This window comes from Flavobacterium sp. MK4S-17 (genome assembly GCF_009848495.1).
In the GTDB taxonomy this organism is placed as follows: Bacteria; Bacteroidota; Bacteroidia; order Flavobacteriales; family Flavobacteriaceae; genus Flavobacterium.
In genome coordinates, this window is record NZ_WWEP01000037.1 from 26,727 (window position 1) to 47,815 (window position 21,089).

General features: G+C 36.2%; 13 protein-coding genes and 1 tRNA gene. 11 read left to right on the top strand and 3 right to left on the bottom strand.

Annotated features, from left to right (window positions below):
• Positions 1–60: 60 nt before the first annotated feature.
• Positions 61–651, bottom strand: coding sequence for a TetR/AcrR family transcriptional regulator (locus GSF09_RS13615; protein ID WP_159802428.1), 591 nt, complete (start codon positions 649–651; stop codon positions 61–63).
• A 120-nt stretch (positions 652–771) separates the two neighbouring features.
• Here GSF09_RS13615 and GSF09_RS13620 point away from each other — a divergent pair, with 120 nt between their 5' ends.
• On the top strand, positions 772–1,746 hold the full coding sequence (locus tag GSF09_RS13620; protein ID WP_159802430.1) for a polyprenyl synthetase family protein: 975 nt from the start codon (positions 772–774) through the stop codon (positions 1,744–1,746).
• Complete coding sequence (locus GSF09_RS13625; protein WP_159802452.1) at positions 1,746–2,096, top strand: hypothetical protein; 351 nt, start codon at positions 1,746–1,748, stop codon at positions 2,094–2,096. Before GSF09_RS13620 ends, GSF09_RS13625 begins: the two co-directional genes overlap by 1 nt.
• 46 nt (positions 2,097–2,142) lie before the next feature.
• On the opposite strand, the gene GSF09_RS13630 is transcribed toward GSF09_RS13625, so the two are convergent.
• Positions 2,143–2,664, bottom strand: coding sequence for a hypothetical protein (locus GSF09_RS13630; protein ID WP_159802432.1), 522 nt, complete (start codon positions 2,662–2,664; stop codon positions 2,143–2,145).
• Positions 2,665–2,783: 119 nt separating this feature from the next.
• Here GSF09_RS13630 and GSF09_RS13635 point away from each other — a divergent pair, with 119 nt between their 5' ends.
• Together GSF09_RS13635 and odhB are read left to right on the top strand one after the other, a co-directional pair.
• The gene (locus tag GSF09_RS13635) at positions 2,784–5,573 is read left to right on the top strand and encodes a 2-oxoglutarate dehydrogenase E1 component (protein ID WP_159802434.1); all 2,790 of its coding nucleotides are present in this window, start codon (positions 2,784–2,786) and stop codon (positions 5,571–5,573) included.
• Between the two features lie 56 nt (positions 5,574–5,629).
• Positions 5,630–6,865, top strand: coding sequence for a 2-oxoglutarate dehydrogenase complex dihydrolipoyllysine-residue succinyltransferase (odhB, locus tag GSF09_RS13640; RefSeq protein WP_159802436.1), 1,236 nt, complete (start codon positions 5,630–5,632; stop codon positions 6,863–6,865).
• Positions 6,866–6,917: 52 nt separating this feature from the next.
• On the opposite strand, the gene GSF09_RS13645 is transcribed toward odhB, so the two are convergent.
• Complete coding sequence (locus tag GSF09_RS13645; RefSeq protein WP_159802438.1) at positions 6,918–7,355, bottom strand: retropepsin-like aspartic protease; 438 nt, start codon at positions 7,353–7,355, stop codon at positions 6,918–6,920.
• Positions 7,356–7,451: 96 nt separating this feature from the next.
• On the opposite strand from GSF09_RS13645, the gene GSF09_RS13650 reads away from it, so the two are divergent.
• The 7 genes from GSF09_RS13650 to GSF09_RS13680 all read left to right on the top strand — a co-directional run.
• Entirely contained in the window at positions 7,452–8,219 is a 768-nt protein-coding gene (locus GSF09_RS13650) for a TatD family hydrolase (protein WP_159802440.1), read from the top strand.
• A 67-nt stretch (positions 8,220–8,286) separates the two neighbouring features.
• On the top strand, positions 8,287–9,423 hold the full coding sequence (locus GSF09_RS13655) for a 1-acyl-sn-glycerol-3-phosphate acyltransferase (RefSeq protein ID WP_159802442.1): 1,137 nt from the start codon (positions 8,287–8,289) through the stop codon (positions 9,421–9,423).
• Entirely contained in the window at positions 9,413–10,441 is a 1,029-nt protein-coding gene (locus GSF09_RS13660) for an asparaginase (protein ID WP_159802444.1), read from the top strand. The genes GSF09_RS13655 and GSF09_RS13660 overlap by 11 nt, the downstream gene beginning before the upstream one ends.
• 44 nt (positions 10,442–10,485) lie before the next feature.
• A tRNA-Ser gene (locus GSF09_RS13665) sits at positions 10,486–10,573 on the top strand.
• 311 nt (positions 10,574–10,884) lie between these two features.
• Entirely contained in the window at positions 10,885–12,156 is a 1,272-nt protein-coding gene (locus GSF09_RS13670; RefSeq protein ID WP_159802446.1) for a hypothetical protein, read from the top strand.
• Entirely contained in the window at positions 12,131–12,382 is a 252-nt protein-coding gene (locus GSF09_RS13675; protein ID WP_159802448.1) for a hypothetical protein, read from the top strand. The genes GSF09_RS13670 and GSF09_RS13675 overlap by 26 nt, the downstream gene beginning before the upstream one ends.
• Positions 12,383–12,513: 131 nt before the next feature.
• Positions 12,514–21,089, top strand: an 8,576-nt coding sequence (locus GSF09_RS13680) for a SpvB/TcaC N-terminal domain-containing protein (protein WP_159802450.1), incomplete at its 3' end; no start/stop codon positions are given.

Below are 21,089 nucleotides of genomic sequence, written 5' to 3' on the forward strand. Positions count from 1 at the left end.
ATTTTGTCAATGCAAATTTATTGCCATTTTTTTATCTGCAAAATATTTTTACATTTTTTTTTAAATAAAATTTTCTAAAATGCTTAATCCCTTTGGCGTAACAATAGCTCTAAGGTGGTACTCAAGGTACATTTTTGTTAGTTTTTCAACTTCAAAAACATCTTGGGGAAATATTTCACTGTCTTTAATTCCCGTTAATCCTGTAAAATATATACGGGACACAAAATTTATATTTATGTCCGGCCTGAATATCCCGTTTTCAATTCCTTTTTTAAGGTTCTCAATCATACAGCCGTTCATTTTTTCAAATTGTTTTATGCGCAGGCATGAAAAAATTTTAGGAAAAAACTTTTGCAGTTGATAAAATGGAGATGCTGTTTCATTATTAAGGTGCTGCATTATAAAACTTCGAATAATAAAAACTTCCTCAATAGAGTTTTTGTCCTGCTCCCTTATGTTGTCAATCCCGGACGCTATCGTTTCAAAAAGATTGTCGGTAGCTGCTTCCACCAAATCGGTTTTATTGGCAAAATGCTGGTATATTGTTTTTTTGGAAATACCCAGTTCATTGGCAATATCATCCATTGTAACGCTTTTAAAGCCAAGCGATAAAAACATTTTAGTAGCTTTCTGTAAAATAGTTTCCCTCATTCTTCATTTCATTTTCGGCAGCAAAGGTAGTTAAGGAAACTTTTAAAACCAAAAAAGTTTCCAAAGTTTATTTTTTTTGAATACAGTATTGAATAGCCTATATTAGCTGAAAAATTGCTTATGCAGCCAATAGCGCACTATCAGCAGGTCATTTCTGAATATTTTGCTACCCACTTGCAGGACCAGGAGCCTGAAAATTTGTATAAACCCATAAAATATATACTTTCATTAGGTGGAAAGCGCATGCGCCCTGTACTCACATTAATGAGTGCCGAAATTTTCGGTGCTGATTATAAAGAAGCACTGCCTGCTGCCATAGCTGTAGAAATGTTTCATAACTTTTCGCTTGTACATGATGATATTATGGATGCTGCCCCTTTAAGGCGCGGTAACAGCACGGTGCATGAAAAATGGGATGTTAATACCGCAATACTTTCGGGGGACGCGATGCTTATATTGGCTTACCGCTATTTTGAATGTTATGAGCCTGCTGTTTTTCAGTCGCTCGCCAAATTATTCAGTAAAACTGCGCTTGAAGTTTGCGAAGGCCAGCAATGGGATGTTGACTTTGAAGGGCGTAATGATGTTACTATACAGGAATACCTTAAAATGATTGAATATAAAACTGCCGTGCTGGTTGGTGCAGCTATGAAAATGGGCGGCATAGTAGCGCAGGCAAGTCCTGAAAATTGTAACCTGATTTATGATTTTGGGTGTAGCCTGGGGCTGGCTTTCCAGTTACAGGATGATTATCTTGATGCATTTGGCGATCCTGAAACTTTTGGTAAACAGGTGGGGGGTGATATTATTGAGAATAAAAAAACCTATCTTTATTTAAAAGCACTGGAGTATGCTAACCCATATGACAGGGAAAGCCTGCTGCAATGGTTCTCTGTTCAGCCGGAGGAAAGTGCAGAAAAAGTTACTGCCGTAAAACAGATTTTTCAAAACTCCGGGGCAGATGATGCAACTAAAGAAGCCATTGCCCACTATACTGATAAAGCTTTTGAAACACTGCAAAAAATGGATATAGGGGAGCCAAAAAAACAGCTGCTTAAAGTATTTGGGCAAAAACTAATGGAAAGGAAAGTATGATGTATGTAGCTCCTGCCAATACCGACCTACTGCTTAGCCAGGCACAGAAGGAAGATTTATACAGCAAGCTGATAGAGCAGCTTAATAAGGACTTTGCCCTTGCCAATGAGCCTGTGGATTTTGAAACGGTACTGTCACCTATAAATTTAAAGTTGGGCTTACAGGAAAAAATATATACACTTATCCAGCATAAGTTTGCCGAATACCTTAACCTGCTTTATATAACTGATGTGCCCGAAAAAGAGATTAAGGCACTGAACGGCGGCGATATTGCCGAGCTTAGCGAACAGGTAGCTTTCCTTATACTAAAAAGGGAATGGCAAAAAGTATGGTTCAGGAATAGGTATTAAATTAAGAATTGTTATTAAATAGCGGTAATCTTTATTTTTAGATTTTCTAAAAATAAACCCTTATAAAAGGCATTAAGGCATCGCTGTACACAAAATCATTTTCCTTAAAAAGAACATTATACCGCAACCCGATAGTTACATTTTCCATACGGTAGCCTGCGCCTAAAAATAACGCTGTATTCCAAAAATCCCTTGTGTAATCGGAAAATCCATCATCAACATCAAGGTTAACACGTAACTGCTCTACTTCTGCCGAAAGCTGTACCTGCGGTATGGGGTTAAATACCGTTATTGCAGATGCACCATAAATAAAAGATGAATAATACCGCCTCTGGTTTACGTAAGTACCCTGAAGGCCCAGCCCAACACCTACATAGTCATTTATTTCATATAATGCGCCGGGTGCAATGGTAACATCAGTATAGCCGTTGCCAAAGGCAAGGCCGAAGCTTCCTCCAAAACGCACCCTGCTCCAAAAGTCTGAATCTTGTGCAAGGCCAAGATTGAATGAAAATAATATTATAATTATGGCTGATTTTGTTAAAAAATTGTGAACCCCTGATTTCATAAAGTGTAAATAATATATAATCACTAAACATAAAAGTATAAAAAACGCTGAAAGATTATTACAATTGTTGTACTTTTGCGTAAAATTTTTTAAACCAAAAAGTCATAAAGACATTAGGTATGGACAGGTTTTCCTTTTTAAATGCAGCGCATACTGCTTTCTTTGCAGATTTATACGACCAATATATAGAAAATCCTGATAGTGTAGAGCCCAGTTGGAGGAGCTTTTTCCAGGGATTTGATTTCGCTAACACAGATTACGGCACAGATTTTTTTGAAACCGAGCAGCTCCGTCAATCAGGCGAGGTGGCAACACAGCCGGTTTCAGACTATTCCGGCCTTCCTGAAAAAATACAGAAAGAATTTAAAGTGCTTAACCTTATTGAAGGTTACAGGACAAGAGGGCACTTATTTACAAAAACCAACCCGGTAAGGGAGAGGAGGAATTATACTCCAACGCTTGCCCTTGAAAATTTTGGGCTTTCTGATGCAGACCTTAACACGGTTTTTGATGCAGGTAAGGAAGTGGGCTTGCAACAGGCTACGTTACAGCAGATTGTAAACCATCTTGAAAAAGTATATTGCAACCATATTGGTATTGAGTATATGTACATCCGCGACCCACAGGTAAGGAAGTGGATACAAAACAGGCTTACAGCCAATGAAAACAACCCTGATTTTTCGGCAGAACAGAAAAAATCAATACTGTCAAAATTAAATGAAGCTGTTTCTTTTGAAAATTTCCTTCATACCAAGTATGTAGGGCAAAAACGATTTTCACTGGAAGGTGGGGAATCGCTTATTCCCGCGCTGGATGCGCTTATAGAAGCGGCTGCCGATAAAGGCGTTGAGCAGTTTGTTATGGGTATGGCGCACAGGGGCCGATTAAATGTACTGGCAAACGTGTTTGGCAAGCCGGCTGCTGATATTTTCAGTGAGTTTGACGGTAAGGACTATGATGATGATGCCATGTTTGATGGAGACGTTAAATACCACCTTGGGCTTACTGCCGATAAAAAAACAAGGAATGGCAAACAAATAAATATAAACCTTGCACCCAACCCATCGCACCTTGAAACGGTAGGCGCGGTTATAGAGGGTATTGCAAGGGCAAAACAGGACAGGCACTTTCAGGAAGATAATTCCAAAGTATTGCCTATTGCACTTCATGGCGATGCAGCCGTGGCCGGGCAGGGCATAGTATATGAAATTGTGCAGATGGCCAAGCTTGACGGTTATAAAACAGGTGGAACAATACACCTGGTTATAAATAACCAGATAGGCTTTACCACTAATTATCTTGATGCACGTTCCTCTACATACTGTACCGATGTTGCCAAGGTAACCCTTTCACCTGTATTGCATGTAAACGCAGATGATGCCGAAGCAGTGGTGCATGCTGTGCTTTTTGCACTGGATTTCAGGATGGAGTTTGGCAGCGATGTGTTTATCGATTTACTTGGCTACAGGAAGTACGGCCATAATGAAGGTGATGAGCCACGCTTTACACAGCCTAACCTGTATAAACTAATTGCAAAACATAAAAATCCAAGAGATTTATATGCCGAAAAACTGATTAGCGAAGGTGTTATAGAAAAGGGTCATGTAGCTGAGATAGAAAAAGAATATAAATCAGGTCTTGAGGAAAGCCTTGAAGCTTCCAGAAAAAAAGACCTGACCATAATTACCCCGTTCATGCAAAATGAATGGGAAGGTTTTGCGCAGGCTGATGAAGCTACCATGCTGCAAAAGGTTAATACTGCTTTTTCTTTAGATATACTTAATGATGTTGCGCAGGTATTAACTGAGTTGCCTAAAGACAAAAAATTTATCAGTAAGATACAAAAGCTGGTTAATGACAGGAAAAATATGTATGAGTCTGACAAGCTTGACTGGGCTATGGGCGAGCTTCTTGCATACGGTTCACTATTAAGTGAAGGATTCAATGTGCGTATTTCCGGCCAGGATGTTGAAAGAGGTACATTCTCCCACCGCCATGCGGTTATAAAGGTAGAGGATTCGGAAGAAGAAGTTGTGCCGCTTAACACGCTTAAAGACCAAAAAGGTAAATTTTATATTTACAACTCACTATTGTCAGAATATGGTGTTGTAGGATTTGATTACGGTTATGCGTTGGCAAGCCCTAATACATTAACCATTTGGGAGGCACAGTTTGGTGATTTTTCCAATGGCGCCCAAATTATGATAGACCAGTACATAAGTGCTGCCGAAGATAAATGGAATAACCAGAACGGCCTTGTAATGCTGCTTCCGCATGGATATGAGGGGCAGGGTGCTGAACACTCTTCTGCACGTATGGAACGTTACCTTCAGCTTTGTGCCAACCACAATATGTATGTGGCCGACTGTACAACGCCGGCTAACTTTTTCCACCTTCTAAGGAGGCAGATGAAAACTAGTTTCCGCAAGCCTTTAATAGTGTTTACACCTAAAAGCCTGTTACGCCACCCAGATGTAATCTCTACAAAAGAGGAGTTGGCAAACGGCAGTTTCCACGAAGTGCTGGACGACCCTAAAGCCGATGCAAAAAAAGTAAAGACACTTGTATTTTGTACAGGTAAGTTTTATTATGACCTTGTGGCTGAAAGGGAGAACCTTAAGCGCGATGATGTTGCTTTTGTAAGGATTGAACAGCTATTCCCGCTTCCTGTAGAGCAGTTGAAAGAAGTTATAGCAAAATATAAAAATGCCGACGATTATGTGTGGGCACAGGAGGAACCAAGGAATATGGGAGCCTACAGCTATATGCTGATGAACTTCATCGAAGTTAAATTGAGGGTGGCATCTTTAAAAGCATACAGTGCGCCTGCTGCGGGAAGTTATACGCGTGCCAAAAAGCGCCATGCTGCTGCCATAGCCATGGTTTTTGATAAAGATTTGTTTAATTAAATTGTATTTTTGATTTTTCAAAAAGAAATAGCAACACCAAGTAAAATTATATTGACATGATTTTAGAAATGAAAGTTCCTTCTCCGGGGGAATCAATTACAGAAGTTGAAATTGCAACATGGCTGGTGAAGGATGGTGATTATGTAGAAAAAGACCAGGCTATTGCCGAGGTGGATTCAGATAAAGCTACGCTTGAGCTTCCTGCCGAAGCCAGCGGTGTTATTACCCTAAAGGCAGAAGAAGGGGATGCTGTAAAAGTTGGGCAGGTTGTATGCCTTATAGATACTGATGCAGCTAAGCCGGATGGTGCAGCACCCGCAAAAGAAGAAAAGGAGGAAGCGCCAAAAGCTGAGGAGAAGAAAGAAGAGCCGAAAAAGGAAGAAACCAAAAAAGAAGCACCTGCTGAAAAAAGCTACGCTGCGGGTACACCTTCGCCGGCGGCTAAAAAAATACTTGACGAAAAAAATATTGACCCTGCCACAGTAACAGGAACAGGAAAAGGCGGCAGGATTACAAAAGATGATGCCGTGAATGCTAAAGCCAGCATGGGTACGCCAACGGGCGGTAACCGCGGCTCTGAGCGCAGCAAGCTGTCAATGCTTCGCAGAAAAGTGGCAGAAAGGCTTGTTTCCGCTAAAAATGAAACAGCCATGCTTACCACTTTTAATGAGGTAAACATGACACCTATAAATAAAATCAGGAGCGAATATAAAGATGCCTTTAAAAACAAACATGGTGTTGGCCTTGGGTTTATGTCGTTCTTTACAAAGGCTGTAGTAAGGGCATTACAGCTTTACCCTGATGTAAACTCCATGATTGATGGCGACTACAAAATATCGTATGACTTCTGCGATATATCTGTAGCGGTTTCCGGGCCAAAAGGGCTTATGGTGCCTGTAGTAAGGAATGCAGAAGCATTAACTTTCCGTGGCATAGAATCTGAAATTAAGCGCTTGGCTACACGTGCACGCGACGGACAGATAACTGTTGATGATATGACGGGTGGTACATTTACCATATCAAATGGTGGTGTGTTTGGCAGTATGCTTTCAACACCTATTATCAACCCTCCGCAATCAGGTATTTTGGGTATGCACAATATTATTGAGCGCCCTATTGCTGTTGACGGTAAAGTTGAGATTCACCCTATGATGTATGTGGCCCTTTCTTATGACCACAGGATAATTGATGGTAAAGAATCGGTTGGCTTCCTTGTAGCGGTAAAAGAAGGTTTGGAAAACCCTATGGAACTGCTTATGGATAATAATCCTAAAAAGGCTTTGGAACTTTAATAAGCAAAGTCACTATATAGAAAAGGGATGGTTTTGTTTAAACCATCCCTTTTTATTTTAAATAAAAACAGCTATTGTAATAGTCTATAATTGCTTTGCCTTTCAATAATATATCAGCGCCTATAATTCCATGTACGGGTTTTGCTTTATATTGTAACAAAGCTTCATTAACATGCGACATATCAAAAATAACCAGCCCTAAATTTTTGGTAGTCCATCGTCCCAGTTTAAGTGTGTTCTTAACAGAGGTTTGTGTAAGCATGCCTGTGCCGCCTGCACCCGCTGCCTTAGTATCAGAATCCGAGGCGGAAAGCCCGAAAAATTCAATACCTTTAAAATCAACACAACTGTTGGATGCGCCTGTATCAAGAATAAAATTTCCTTTTATGCCATTAATAGTACCACTAATAAGAAGGTGCTGCGTTTTTGATATTTTAAATTTAATTTTTTTATAGCCTTTTTCCTTTAGTACAGGATACAAATTTTCCATTTTATGTTTTGTGTAAATACCAAAAATACTTTAAAATTTCTGTTTGTACTTCTAATGTGCCCTTAAGTTTGTAGTTTTGCAGCAGAAATTTATAACATGATTTTTACTGACACACATACACATTTATACAGTGAAGAGTTTGATGCCGACAGGGACTTAATGATTAATTGTGCCCTGCAGGCAGGAGTAAAAAGGCTTTTTGTCCCGTCTATTGATTCATCTTACGCCCAAAAAATGTATGAGTTGGAAAAGCAATATCCCGAAAATATTTTCCTGATGATGGGGCTGCACCCAACGTATGTAAAGGATAATTATAAAGAAGAACTTCTGTTTGTTGAAAACCAGCTTGCCAAAAGGAAATTTGCAGCAGTGGGCGAAATAGGGATTGATTTGTATTGGGATAAAACCAGGCTTAAAGAGCAGCAGGAAGCGTTTAAGTACCAGATTCAGCTTGCTAAGAAGTACAGCCTGCCCATTAATATTCATTGCCGCGATGCTTTTGATGAGGTTTTTGAGGTGCTGGAAAGCGAGAAGGGTGATAGCCTGTATGGGATTTTTCATTGCTTTACAGGGGATTTTGAGCAGGCAAAGCGTGCCATTTCCTATAATATGAAATTGGGTATTGGCGGTGTGGTAACCTTTAAAAATGGTAAAATAGACCAATTCCTATCAAAAGTAGGGCTTGAACATATAGTGCTGGAAACCGATTCGCCTTACCTGGCGCCTGTGCCATACAGGGGCAAGAGGAATGAAAGCAGTTACACTGTATTGGTGGCAGAAAAACTGGCGCAGATATATAATGTTTCGGTAGAGGAAATTGCCGCAATAACTACTGCCAACTCCAAACAGGTTTTTGGGATTTAACAAAGAATATCGGTTAAATTAATAAAATTTTCGTTCATTTGTGAGATTGTTTTAACCTTAATTGATAATGTCCAAATTTGACCATATCAGGCCTTTTTATGATAGTGAAGTGAACGAGGCTATACGTAGTGTAGTGCATCACCCAATGATGAAAGCCCTGATGAGTTTTACTTTTCCTGATACAGAAGAAGAAGTTTGGGCGGGGCAATTGCTAAAAACGCATTCCAAACGCGATTTCCAGATTAATTTTATTTACCATGCCGTGCAAAAGGTATTGGAAAAAAGCTCGGAAGGACTAACCTCTTCGGGTTTCGAAAAACTGGAAAAGCATACGCCATACCTTTTTATATCCAATCATAGGGATATAATACTGGATACCTCACTGCTTAATGTGTGCCTGTATGATTACGGGCAGATTATGACGGCTTCTGCAATAGGGGATAACCTGGTTCAAAAATCTTTTTTGCATACGCTTTCAAGGCTTAACAGGAACTTTCTTGTACAGCGCAGCCTTTCTCCGCGTGAGTTGCTGCAAAGCTCAAAGCTAATGTCAGAATATATATACCGCCTTGTATCACGGGAAAACCGTTCTGTATGGATAGCACAGCGTGAAGGCCGTACCAAAGACGGTAATGATGCCACCCAGCAGGGTGTGCTAAAAATGCTTGCAATGGCTTCAGACGAGGAAAACCTGATGGATTATTTCAGGAAGATAAAGATAGTACCGGTTTCTATATCCTATGAATATGATCCTACCGATGCCCTTAAAATGCCGCAGCTTATGGCCAAGGCAAAAGATGAAATATATATAAAGGAAAAAAATGAGGATTTTACTACTTTATTAAGTGGTATAATGGGGCAGAAAAAGCGTATACATATTCATGTATGCGATGTACTCGACTCTGAATTAGTAAAGATAAAAGAGGAACAGGACAACCAAAATAAACAGATACAGGCACTGGCACAGGTACTTGATGATGCTATATTAAGTTCCTATAAACTTTGGCCTACAAATTATATAGCTTTTGATTTACTGCACAATACCAGCCAATATTCGGATAAATATACCGAGAAGGAAAAGCTGCTTTTTGAAAGGCGCCTTGAAATGCGCATAGATATTGGAAATAAAGTTATGCGCGAAGGATTTTTGGCAATGTATGCCAATCCTGTTGTAAATAAAATGAAATACCAGGATGCAATTTAACCCTAATATTTTACTTATTTATACCGGCGGCACCATAGGTATGGTAAAGGATTTAAAAAGCGGTGCCCTAAAAGCATTTAACTTTAAAAAACTCCTGCAAAGAATACCAGAACTAAAGCAGCTTGACTGTAATATTGAAACGGTATCATTTGATATGCCTATTGATTCTTCTAACATGAATCCGGATAAATGGGCAAAAATAGCTACACTGATTGAAGAAAATTACAGCAGTTTTGACGGTTTTGTAATATTGCATGGTTCTGATACCATGTCTTACTCTGCTTCGGCTTTAAGCTTCATGCTGCAAAACCTGGCTAAGCCTGTGGTGTTTACAGGCTCGCAACTGCCCATTGGCGATTTGCGTACCGATGCCAAGGAAAACCTTATTACTGCCATACAAATAGCATCTTTAACGGAAAATGGCCAGCCCGTAATTAAAGAAGTATGCCTTTACTTTGAATATAAGCTATACAGGGGAAACAGGACTACAAAAATAAGTGCTGAGGTTTTTAATGCCTTTACATCGCCCAATTATCCGGCACTGGCAGAATCGGGTGTACATTTAAAAGTAAACCGTGACCTTTTACTGCAAAGTAATGGAAAAGAATTTACCATAAATAAGGCAATGGACAGCAATGTGGTAATTATTAAATTATTTCCCGGTATAAATAGTAATGTGCTTAATTCTGTTTTCAACAGCCCGGGACTAAAAGGAGTGGTGCTGGAAACCTATGGCTCGGGTAATGCGCCTACTGATATATACTTTATATCGGTATTACAACAGGCTATACAAAAAGGCATACATATAGTAAATGTTACGCAATGTTCCGGTGGTAGTGTAAATATGGGGCATTATGAAACAAGTACCCTGCTTAAGGAAATAGGTATAATATCAGGTAAGGATATAACCACCGAGGCAGCAATAACCAAACTGATGTATTTATTAGGGCAGAATATACCGGCCTCACAATTCCGCTCTTATTTTGAATTGCCTATTTGCGGTGAATTATCGGAATAATTTTTTAAATCGGTTTTTTCGTTCTATTTTTGCAGCCACTTAATAGAGAGGTGGCCGAGTGGTCGAAGGCGCACGCCTGGAAAGTGTGTATGCTCCAAAAGGGCATCGAGGGTTCGAATCCCTTCCTCTCTGCGAAAAGAATAAATAAGAGACCATATATCTTAAGTTATTAAAAACCTGCAAGTTAAAATTGCAGGTTTTTTTATTAATATATTGTAATGTATAATTCGTGCAATTTGCGCTTTTTTATTATCAATCAAGCTGAAATTTTAAAAGCGCACAAATTTATGACAGTCTAATACAGTACATTCCAGTTTTCAGAAATCTTATTTAAAAAAAAATAATATTAAATTAAGTTAATTTAACTATTTGTTTTTTCATGATTAACTTATGTAGTTAGATTAATAGATTTAATTTTATATTTTTAACAAAAAAACATAATCATGAATTTTAAACCTATATTAACCCTGTTATGTATAATTATAATACCAAATGTTTATTCTCAAAAATTTCCTGGTGGAGTTACAGGTGCTGAAGTATGGTATATTGCAAGTGCTACTGATATTCAACAAAATATATATGTAAATTCTGCAGAAGAATTTATAAATCTAAATTTATGTTCTGATAGTCATGAGCCAAGCTTGTTTAATTTTAACCCTTCTATTATTACTGGTCAATTATGTATTATGTATAATGCTTCTTTAGAAAGGAGTACTTCAAGAAATATATTTTTTGTTGGTGAGCCTCTATCGAGTGGATATAGTTATTCTCATTTGACAACTGGCTGGCGAGAAGGCTTTTCTTCCAATGTATTGACAGATTCAATAATAAAAAATCGTTTCGATCTTGGAGCAACAAGTGCCTATGTAAATAGAAAATTATCTTCGTTTATTAATGAATATAATGCTTATGTGAATTTTTATCATTGGAATATTTATATACATGATAAAATCTTTAAGAGTTATGGAAGTGAAGGTGAAACAAGTTTTTACATAGGTAAATACTTTTTAAACCCGGAAGAAGAAGGAGATTATTATCAAGGGAAATTTCCTGAGTTTATATCTTTTCCCTATGAACTAACTCACAACGAAAAGAATAGGGTTGAATCTTATTTAGCAATTAAATATGGCATAACATTAAATACTAAAAATCCTTATCGTGACTCAAAAAACAAAATTTTTTGGAGCGTGTACAATCATAACTATTTTGCTGATAGAATTTTTGGTATAGGGCGCGATGATATCTCAGGGTTAAATCAACTACAAAGTGAAAGTGTACATTATAAAGACAGTCTTGTCATTTCTGTTGGTAAATTGATGGATACTAATGCTGAAAAACAAAGTATGGTTACTATTGATGATCATAATTTTATTGTGTTAGGAGATAATGGACAAAGCAACGTTTTAGATGAAAAACAAAATGATTTTGGAGTAAGACTCTTTAAAAGAAAATGGCTGTCACAAAGTACTGGAAAGGAAGCAAATAAAATAGAAGTAGATTTTCGTTTAAGATTATATGAAACTCTAAGAACAATACTATTGGAGAATCCAAATTTAAAGCTTTGGATGCTCCACGATAAATATGTAAGCAATCAGCAGGTATCAGACTTTAATAGTAATTATGTAGAATATTACGAACCTATCTTGTTGGACGAATCTACATATGCGTCATATGAATCAATTAAGATTGATGAAGATAAAGGGGGAAAATATTGATTTAAATAAATACCAAGCCGTTCTTCGATATGATTTATATGGATTGGAAAGTGCGTCAAATACAACTAAAAGTATCAATAATAATATTGCATATGGAGGAAAAACAGCTATTACAACTGATAGCTGGGTTCCTGTAAATGAAAAAATAGCAATAAATCAATTGAAGCCGGGAGTTAACGAAATTACTTTAATCGTAGAGAAAATGAAATATACTCATATAAAATAAAGAACTTTAAGATTGAGCTATTAAATAAAGATAAAGAAGAAATACAACTGGTTGAAAAAGAAATAACAAATTTTAATGGAACAATTTATTTAATAGGAATAGTTCCTGCTGATGTAAAAAGCGTAGAGGTATTGGGTAAAAAAATTCCGGTTATAAATGGAGTTTTTGAAGAGGTGTTTACAGATGTGTCAAATAATGTAGATACTCTAACTATTTCTTATTCAAAAAATGAAAAAAAAATCAGCTCTAAGTTTCCTTTACATTATAAATCTGAGGGTGTTAAGTATCATTTTTTAGAACCAAAATTAGCAGATGATGTAATTTTAAAATTTGATAGTACCTCTTCCCTTTCAAAATCAAATACATCAATATATATTACAGCTCAAAATATAAATGAAGACGCTAATAATTTTATTGCTGAAGGACTTTATTTTAAAGATATTAGAGTTGTGAATAGTGATGTCGATAATGTAACTTCGGGTTCTTATAAAGGATATCGCATAAAAAAATCAAAAGATAAAGTAACATCACATTTTAAGCTTCACTTAAAATATGATGCAAATAAAATACCTGACGGATATACAGCAAAAGATATAAAGACATTTTGTTTTGACCAAGCCAAGCGTACTTGGAAAGCACTCCCGGTAGATAGTCTGGATGTTGTTAATAAAGAAGTTATAACTGATATAACTCATCAAAATGATACGGATTATATTAACGGAATAATTAAAATACCTGAATCTCCGGAAACAGCTAGCTTTACTCCTACTACAATAGCCGACATGAAATATGTCGATCCGGCAGCAGGTGTTGTTAGTATTGCTCCACCAGCGCCTAATAGCACAGGAGCCCTTACAACAAGTTTTCCTATAAAACTACCACAAGGCCGTAACGGTTTACAACCCCCAGTACAAGTTAGTTATAATAGTGATGGAGGCAATGGTTGGATGGGGGTTGGATGGAATATTTCAACTCCGGCAATAACTTTAAGTACAAAATGGGGAGTTCCTACCTTTAATCCACTTCAAGAATCTGAAATTTATTTATTAAATGGAGAAGAACTTGTTCTTGATAATGGTACTATAAATTCTCCAGAATATACAAATCCGCACAGACAAGGTAATATACCGCGCTTAAGTGAAAGAATTTTTTATACACGTAAAGAAGGAAGTTTTCAAAAGATTATTCGCCATGGGACAAATACTCAAAATTATTGGTGGGAAGTAATAGATAAAATGGGCAATAGGAGTTTTTATGGCAATTATGATGGCCAGAATAGCAACACAGTAATTAGAAATCAGGGGAGCATGGGCAATATATGTCACTGGGCACTTAAAAGAACTGAGGATCCTTACGGCAATTATATAGATTATTCTTACACTAAGCTTCTTACATCGCTTGATGGTGGTACAACTATTGCCCAGGAATTTTATTTAAATAAGATTAAGTACACCATGCATGCATCTTTATCAAATTATTATGAGGTTAATTTTTTACGGAATAATTATACCGTATCTTCTGATGGAAATACAATTTATACAAATAGGAAAGATATTATAATTAACGCGCGTAATGGATATGTACAATTAATAGATGATCTTCTTACTGAAATTCAGGTTTCATATATAGAGTCAGGATTAAAAAAAAATATAAGAACTTATCGTTTTGATTATAAAGAGAAAGCATTTCAAAAACAACAACTTATAATTATTTCAGAGTTTGATACTAATGACGAATTGTTTTACAGTAACACTATTGATTATTTTGATGATATTTCCACAGGACCTATAATCAACAATACTGCACAGAAATGGACAGGCTCTAATGATAATATTTCTTCATCAATAGCTAATCTTCCGGGACTTAATTTTGTTATACCTCAAGGTTCAGTATTAGGAACCTCTGTTTCCTCTGGTTTTTCAATTGGTATGCGTGGTGGTATTGGTCCTGGCATGAATGTATTGAGTGTAAGCAATACAATTGGAGGGTCGCTTAGTAGCAGTAAAAATAGCCAAGATACCCGTATAAGTTTTATTGATATTAATGGTGATGGATTGCCTGATAAAGTATATAAAAATAATAGTGGGGTGCGATATAGGGAAAATAACGGAACCGGCTTCGGCCCGTTGTATGAAGTAAATGGAATATCTCGTTTAACAACTACAAAATCAAGAACCAGGGGAAGCGGTTTTGATGCTAATATAAAAGGATTTGGAGTTGGTAAAAGTAGGAGTAAAACCAGGTCTGAAACAGATAATTACTTTGTAGATTTTAATGGCGATGGTCTCCCTGATTTAATAAGTAACAAGAAGGTATACTTTAATCATGGTACTGATAGTATGGAGATTAATTTTAATACAAATGTAAATGGTTCAGAAAACACAATTTTATCTGGAGGCATGGATGCATCGGTTGTAGACGATTTGAATTTGCCTGGTCTTCCTGAATTGAGAGAAGAATATCCTCAATTTGATCACGTAAAGGTTTGGAAAGCACCTTACACCGGAACCATTATAATTACTGGGAATGCTGAATTAATATATAAAAATAATAACGGAGTACATCCTAATACATTTAAATTAAATATTCAGCAAAATGAAAATATCATTAAATCACAAACCCTATCTTCTGTAGGTCAGGAAACTAGTATGGCAATGTATTATATTGATGTTGATAAAGATGATATATTTTACTTCAGGACACATAATTTAGATGAAGGGTATGGTGGTGAGATTAAATGGAATCCGATTATTACCTATACAAATTCTGATAATGCAATGCACTTATCAGTAACAGATGAAAACGGTAATTATATTAATAAATATAGTGTGGCGGATGACTTTATTATGAACAATGGCGGTGATTTTCAGGTTCATGGAAATATTACTAATATTAATTTTAACCTACCAAGTTATCAAGCATACCAATTTTCTGATAATATTCGATTTGTCGTTAAAGGACGCAGGATTAATAATGAAGATGGCAGTGAAATTAGTTTAGGAAAATGGATTAAGGCTTATAATAATTATAATGGCGTATATGCTGAAAATAATTCTCTAAATATTTCATCTACACCGGCAGGCTATACAGACATGCTTGAATTTTATGTTGAAAGTAACTCAAATGTGAACTGGAAAGCTATTAATTGGAAACCTATTGTTTCAACTAATACGGGTAATTATTATCCCCCGGTAAATTACAGTATTTATAACAATAATTTACGAGAAAACAAGTATTGGTTCGATACTAATCAATTAATATCTCCTATAATATACGATACTATACCCGATGATGAAGGTACAGCTTTTTTAAAAATTAGCCATAATTTATTTTCGCATTTAGCTAACAATCCTGGAATATTAAATCATCTTAAAAATAAAGATTTTCCTATTAAAATCAATTGGGTGGTAAAAGGTGAAACTTCAGTAGGAGTAAAGCTTTTAAATTCAACTACTTTTTATTTACATAGAACAGGACAAATACTTAATATATATCAATATAAATTTAATAATAGTGAATTTGATCCCAATGCAAATTTTGAATATTCCGAAGATTATAAAGAGGCAACTCTTACTAAAAAGGAAATAAAAGATATTATAGAATCACAGGGGCGTTTATTTAGTGCATTTTATGTTAATAATGAAAAATTTAGCTACAATGCAGATATAACATTAAAACTACATCCAGATCAAGAATCTAATTATTCATTTAGTCCTATTAAGATTGATAAGCCTTTCCATGCCTTATCCATAACTCCATATGGAATTTTACATAGGGGATGGTCTCAATTTTTATATAATGGTGGTTATGGGTTTGAACATGATGAAGACGGAGAGATAGTAAACGTAAATAATCCTGAAGATTTTGGTAGCGCACCTATTGATAAAGACCTATTTGTTATTGACAATGAATCTAATGTGCCTGGAGACGTGCCTGGTGATATTGATCCTGATGACGTGCAAGAAAGTGATAGCCCTATAAGATACACCTTCTATATTCAGGACAATGAAAATAGAAAATATGTTAATCAGGGTGTTGTTAATAGAACAATTGTAGATGAAAATACAGAGAATACTATAAATGCAGTATATGGATATAATGAAAATAATGATTTAACTGCAGTAACTGGACGCTTTGGAGAAGGAAATCTTTATGATGTTTATGTTGATCCTAATGATATAATAAGTGGTAATTCTGGATATTTTTTTGGTATGTCACAACGCTCTATTTCAAAAGGAAAGGCTAAATCCGCCAATTTTGGATATGGAAGTGCAACTGAAAGTAATGCAGAATCAAAAGTGCTGAACCAATATGTTGATTTAAATGGTGATAGATATCCAGATATGGTTTCGGAAAGTAAAATTCAATATACAGATATGCTTGGAGGTATTTCTAATAACAAAATATCAAATAGTTTTATAACAGGAGATAAAAGCGAGGATATAACTTTTGGTATTACTGTTGCTGCTATTAAGCCTAATTCTACTTCTGGTAACACTATTAAAGGATTCGATACTACTATTAACGTAATAACCAATAATAATATAAGTTCTGGAATTAATGCAAGTAAGGGTTCATCATTTAATTCTAAACAATGGTTAGATATTAATGGTGATGGTTTGCCAGATAAAGTTACAATAGCTGAAGATGCAGTAAAAGTAAGATTAAATATAGGATATGGCTTTAGCGAAGAAATTATATGGGGCAGCGGATATAATGATATAAAAATAAGTACCAGGGAAAATATTGGCCTTGGCCCTAGTTTTTCATTTGGAGCGTCTTTTGCAGCAGGCTTTGGAGGTGCAAAGAGCACAGCAATAACGAATGCAGCGTTATTAAATATAAATGGCGACCAATTACCAGATTTGGTGATAAAAAAAACAGCAACTTATTATGAATATTATTTAAATAAAGGAAATGGTTTTAGTACTTCCTCCACACCTTTTTATAATGGTAAAATAGAAGAGGATGTATCTGTTTCCGGAAATGTATTCGCTTCATTTACCTACGGTTTTTGGTTTCCAGTGTTTTTTGTACCTATAAAAGTGGTTTTTTCACCATCAGTAGGTGTAAATGCCAGCTTTAGTGAAAAAACAGTTACACTGCAAGATATAAATGGAGATGGGTTGTATGATGTCTTAAGCAAGGATACCAATAATGGTAATCTTACAGCACGTTTAAATAAAACAGGTAAAACACACTTATTAAAAAAAGTAAATACTCCTTTAGGAGGAAGCTGGAGTGTAAATTACAAAAGAGATGGCAATACTTATGATATGCCTCAAAGCAAATGGGTTCTTAGTGAAATTATAACTGATGATGGTTTTAATGGTGATGCACAATTTAAACCAAACACTACGCTTACAACCATTAATTATCTAAATGCAAAACACAGTCGGAGGGAGAGAGAGTTTCTTGGTTATGAAAAAGTTGAGATTGAACAGAGAAATCCGGATGATTTAGCACTATATCGAAAAGTCATAAAATCATATCATAATGAAAATTATTATTTAAGCGGAGTAGAAAAATCTAATGCATTATACAATTCGGAAGGTCAGATGCTTTCTGAAGAAAAAACATTTTATAACCTTCTTAATCCAGATAATCCAATAATAAATTTAAATGCCAATGCTGCCAATAATTATCTTCAGCAGGGTCTTTCAACCCTTCTACTTGATAAATCAAGACTGTTTATTGCTCCTGTAAAAGTAAAAAGCTCAGTATATGAAAATGGCGGACAGGTTCTAACTCATATAAAAGAGTTTACTAAATATGATAATGCTGGTAATATTCTTAATTATATAGATCGCGGCCAAGGTGCTGAAGATACTTATATGACTTCTATTGAATATTATTCCGAAGATTATTTTTCAATAGAGAATTCCCTGGCGTTTCCTAAAACTATTGCCGTTTATAAAACCACAACAAATCAGTTATTGCGATACAGGTCTGCTATATATAATGATACCGGAAAACTAAAGCAAATAACTGTTAAGCTTAATGAAGAGGATAATAATGATATTATGTATCATTATGATGTTTATGGTAATATGGAGGAAATTAATGAATTTAATAATTTAGATGATCAGGGTACTGTGCATTATACAAAATATATAACATATGATGATAAAATACACACGTATCCCGTAGAATTCACCAATACTTTTGGTGAATCATCTTCAATGCAATATAACTATTTGTTTGGCATTCCTACATTTACTACTGATATTAATGGTGAGTCTATGAGGACTCGAATTGATAATAGGGGTAGGGTTGTTGAAGTAACCGGTCCAAATGAGCTGGCTTTGGGAGAAAATGCCTGGACTATAAGAATGCAATATAAGGGCGAAGAAAATACATGGAATATAGATGAGTATAATATGCGTATAGCCTCTGGCAGGTTTGTAGCAGTAAATCCTGCCTCGGCAACTCCCACTAATGCGCAGCACTATGCAATAACAAGGCATTTTGACCCAGAATACGCAGTTGAGGGAAGCGCTACAAGTACTAACCAGTTACTTACAATCAGTATTATAGATGGTTTAGGGCAGCCCATTCAGGTAAAAAAAACACATCAGGTTGGCGAAAATATGAAATGGCTTGTAAGTGGTTTTGAAAGCAAGGATGCATTTGGGCGTACCATTAAAACCTATCTTCCGGCTGTACAAGGGTACACAAATAATATTAATACTATTTCTTCGGCCTCCCTAAACTATTTTTTTGTAAATCCAGGTACAATGCTTCCACCTACGGAAATGACTTATGATGAGAAGGACAGGGTAAGAACTTTAAAGCAGCCAGGTGAAACTCAATTAGCATATGTTAGCTATAGTATTGAAAATAATATGCTGGTTCAAAATACAACCAATGAAAATAATCAAACCCTTAAAGTTTATACAGATGTAAGAGGAAGGCAAAGAAAAACTGTTCAAAATGATGAAATAACAACTAAGTTTGAATATAATGCTATAAACGAACTTATAAGAGTTATAGATAATAATGGCTTTATAAGCTCTTATGTATATGATCTTGCAGGGCGGAAAACTGAAGTTCGTCATCCCGATAGAGGTATGGTAACTTTTAAATATGACCCTGCCGGAAGAATGATTTCTCAAAGTAATTCAAATTTACTTGAACAACAGCAGGAAATTACCTACCATTATAATCATAACAGGCTTGTAAAAATAAAATATCCGTTAAACCCTCAAAATGATGTTAATTACATATATGGTGAGCCAGGTGATGAACTTGCCGAATCTGAGAATGCGGTAGGGCGTATTTTACAACAGGAAGATGCTACCGGAGTACAAGTGTTTGGCTATGGCCGTATGGGCGAAGTAACTAAAACCCTTAGATCTGTATCACCGGCCGGGTATATGCCATTTTGGTTTTTTACAGAATGGAAATATGATAGCTGGAATCGTGTACAGGAAATAATATATCCTAGCATGCAAATAGTGTCTTATGATTATAATAATGCAGGGATGCTTAAGGCTGTTAATAGATCGGCAGTAACAAATTCAGGGCCTGAAATACAGCCTATTGTTACAGATATTGGCTATACTGAATATGGAGAAAGGCAGTATATTACCTTTGGGAATGTTTCTACCACAGAATATACATATGATGAAAGGAGAAGGCTAAGCACTATAATTACTTTTTTTGCAGATGATACCTCTGTTGCAAAAGAATATCATTATGATGCTCTTTCCAATATAATAGGTATAACCAGTATGGCGCCAGAATACAGCCTTCCTGAAGAAGGAAAAATAGGCGGGCCTGCTTATCATACATATATATATGATGATTATAACCGCCTTAAGCATGCCGAAGGTGGTTATACAGGCCCTAATGACTTTACTACTCCTTATTTACGCCAGCAGTACACACTGGATATGGAGTATAATACCAACCATACTATAAAACGAAAAACACAAAAGCAATGGCAGGGTCCTGTTACTGACAGTAGTGAACCCCTGCCTGACACTAATGGTAACCCTGTGCATAAAACAAGTTATGTTCTGGATTATGGCGGCTATGCCACCGGGGCTTATGTAGTGGGAGATGATGCATACGGCTACCAACAGCCCCATGCGCCGCGTATTATAAAAGAAAAGCCATCATGGGGCGGGGCATTAAGCCTTGAGGACCCAAGATTGAAAAGTTTTAGAATAACTTATGACAGGAATGGCAACCAAATTAAGACTATGAGTACAGTGGGTAATTTAACAACCCCTTTACGCGTAAATATTTGGGATGAAGAAAACCGCCTTAAAGCAGTTGATTTAAAACCCGATAACCCAACCAGCCATCCTATAGCTATTTATACTTATGATGCGGACGGCAACCGTGTGGTAAGGTATAATTATGAGCGTATAGATATTGCCTTAAATTCGCAGGAAACAAGCAATGAAATATCTAAGGATAATACGCTTATTTATCCCAGCGGATTAATGATGGGCAGGGTAAGATTACCGCACAAAGGGCACAGCATTATTACAACCAATTTTTATTACATAGGCAGCGAAAGGATTGCAGCCGGCACGGGGAGGCCTTATGAGTTTGAAAATTACCCCAGCCAACTCTTAAATGAGAAGATGCCGGAGCTTGATGAGTCAACGCTTCAAAACATTAGCAGTGGTGCTTTAAATAATGCCAATGCCATGGTGGCATCTGTGCATAATAATTTTGGTGTGCAGCCCCCAAC

Coding starts and splice junctions, on each gene's coding strand:
- GSF09_RS13615 (WP_159802428.1), bottom strand. CDS start 651: ATGAGGGAAACTATTTTACAGAAAGCTACTAAAATGTTTTTATCGCTT.
- GSF09_RS13620 (WP_159802430.1), top strand. CDS start 772: ATGCAGCCAATAGCGCACTATCAGCAGGTCATTTCTGAATATTTTGCT.
- GSF09_RS13625 (WP_159802452.1), top strand. CDS start 1,746: ATGTATGTAGCTCCTGCCAATACCGACCTACTGCTTAGCCAGGCACAG.
- GSF09_RS13630 (WP_159802432.1), bottom strand. CDS start 2,664: ATGAAATCAGGGGTTCACAATTTTTTAACAAAATCAGCCATAATTATA.
- GSF09_RS13635 (WP_159802434.1), top strand. CDS start 2,784: ATGGACAGGTTTTCCTTTTTAAATGCAGCGCATACTGCTTTCTTTGCA.
- odhB (WP_159802436.1), top strand. CDS start 5,630: ATGATTTTAGAAATGAAAGTTCCTTCTCCGGGGGAATCAATTACAGAA.
- GSF09_RS13645 (WP_159802438.1), bottom strand. CDS start 7,355: ATGGAAAATTTGTATCCTGTACTAAAGGAAAAAGGCTATAAAAAAATT.
- GSF09_RS13650 (WP_159802440.1), top strand. CDS start 7,452: ATGATTTTTACTGACACACATACACATTTATACAGTGAAGAGTTTGAT.
- GSF09_RS13655 (WP_159802442.1), top strand. CDS start 8,287: ATGTCCAAATTTGACCATATCAGGCCTTTTTATGATAGTGAAGTGAAC.
- GSF09_RS13660 (WP_159802444.1), top strand. CDS start 9,413: ATGCAATTTAACCCTAATATTTTACTTATTTATACCGGCGGCACCATA.
- GSF09_RS13670 (WP_159802446.1), top strand. CDS start 10,885: ATGAATTTTAAACCTATATTAACCCTGTTATGTATAATTATAATACCA.
- GSF09_RS13675 (WP_159802448.1), top strand. CDS start 12,131: ATGAAGATAAAGGGGGAAAATATTGATTTAAATAAATACCAAGCCGTT.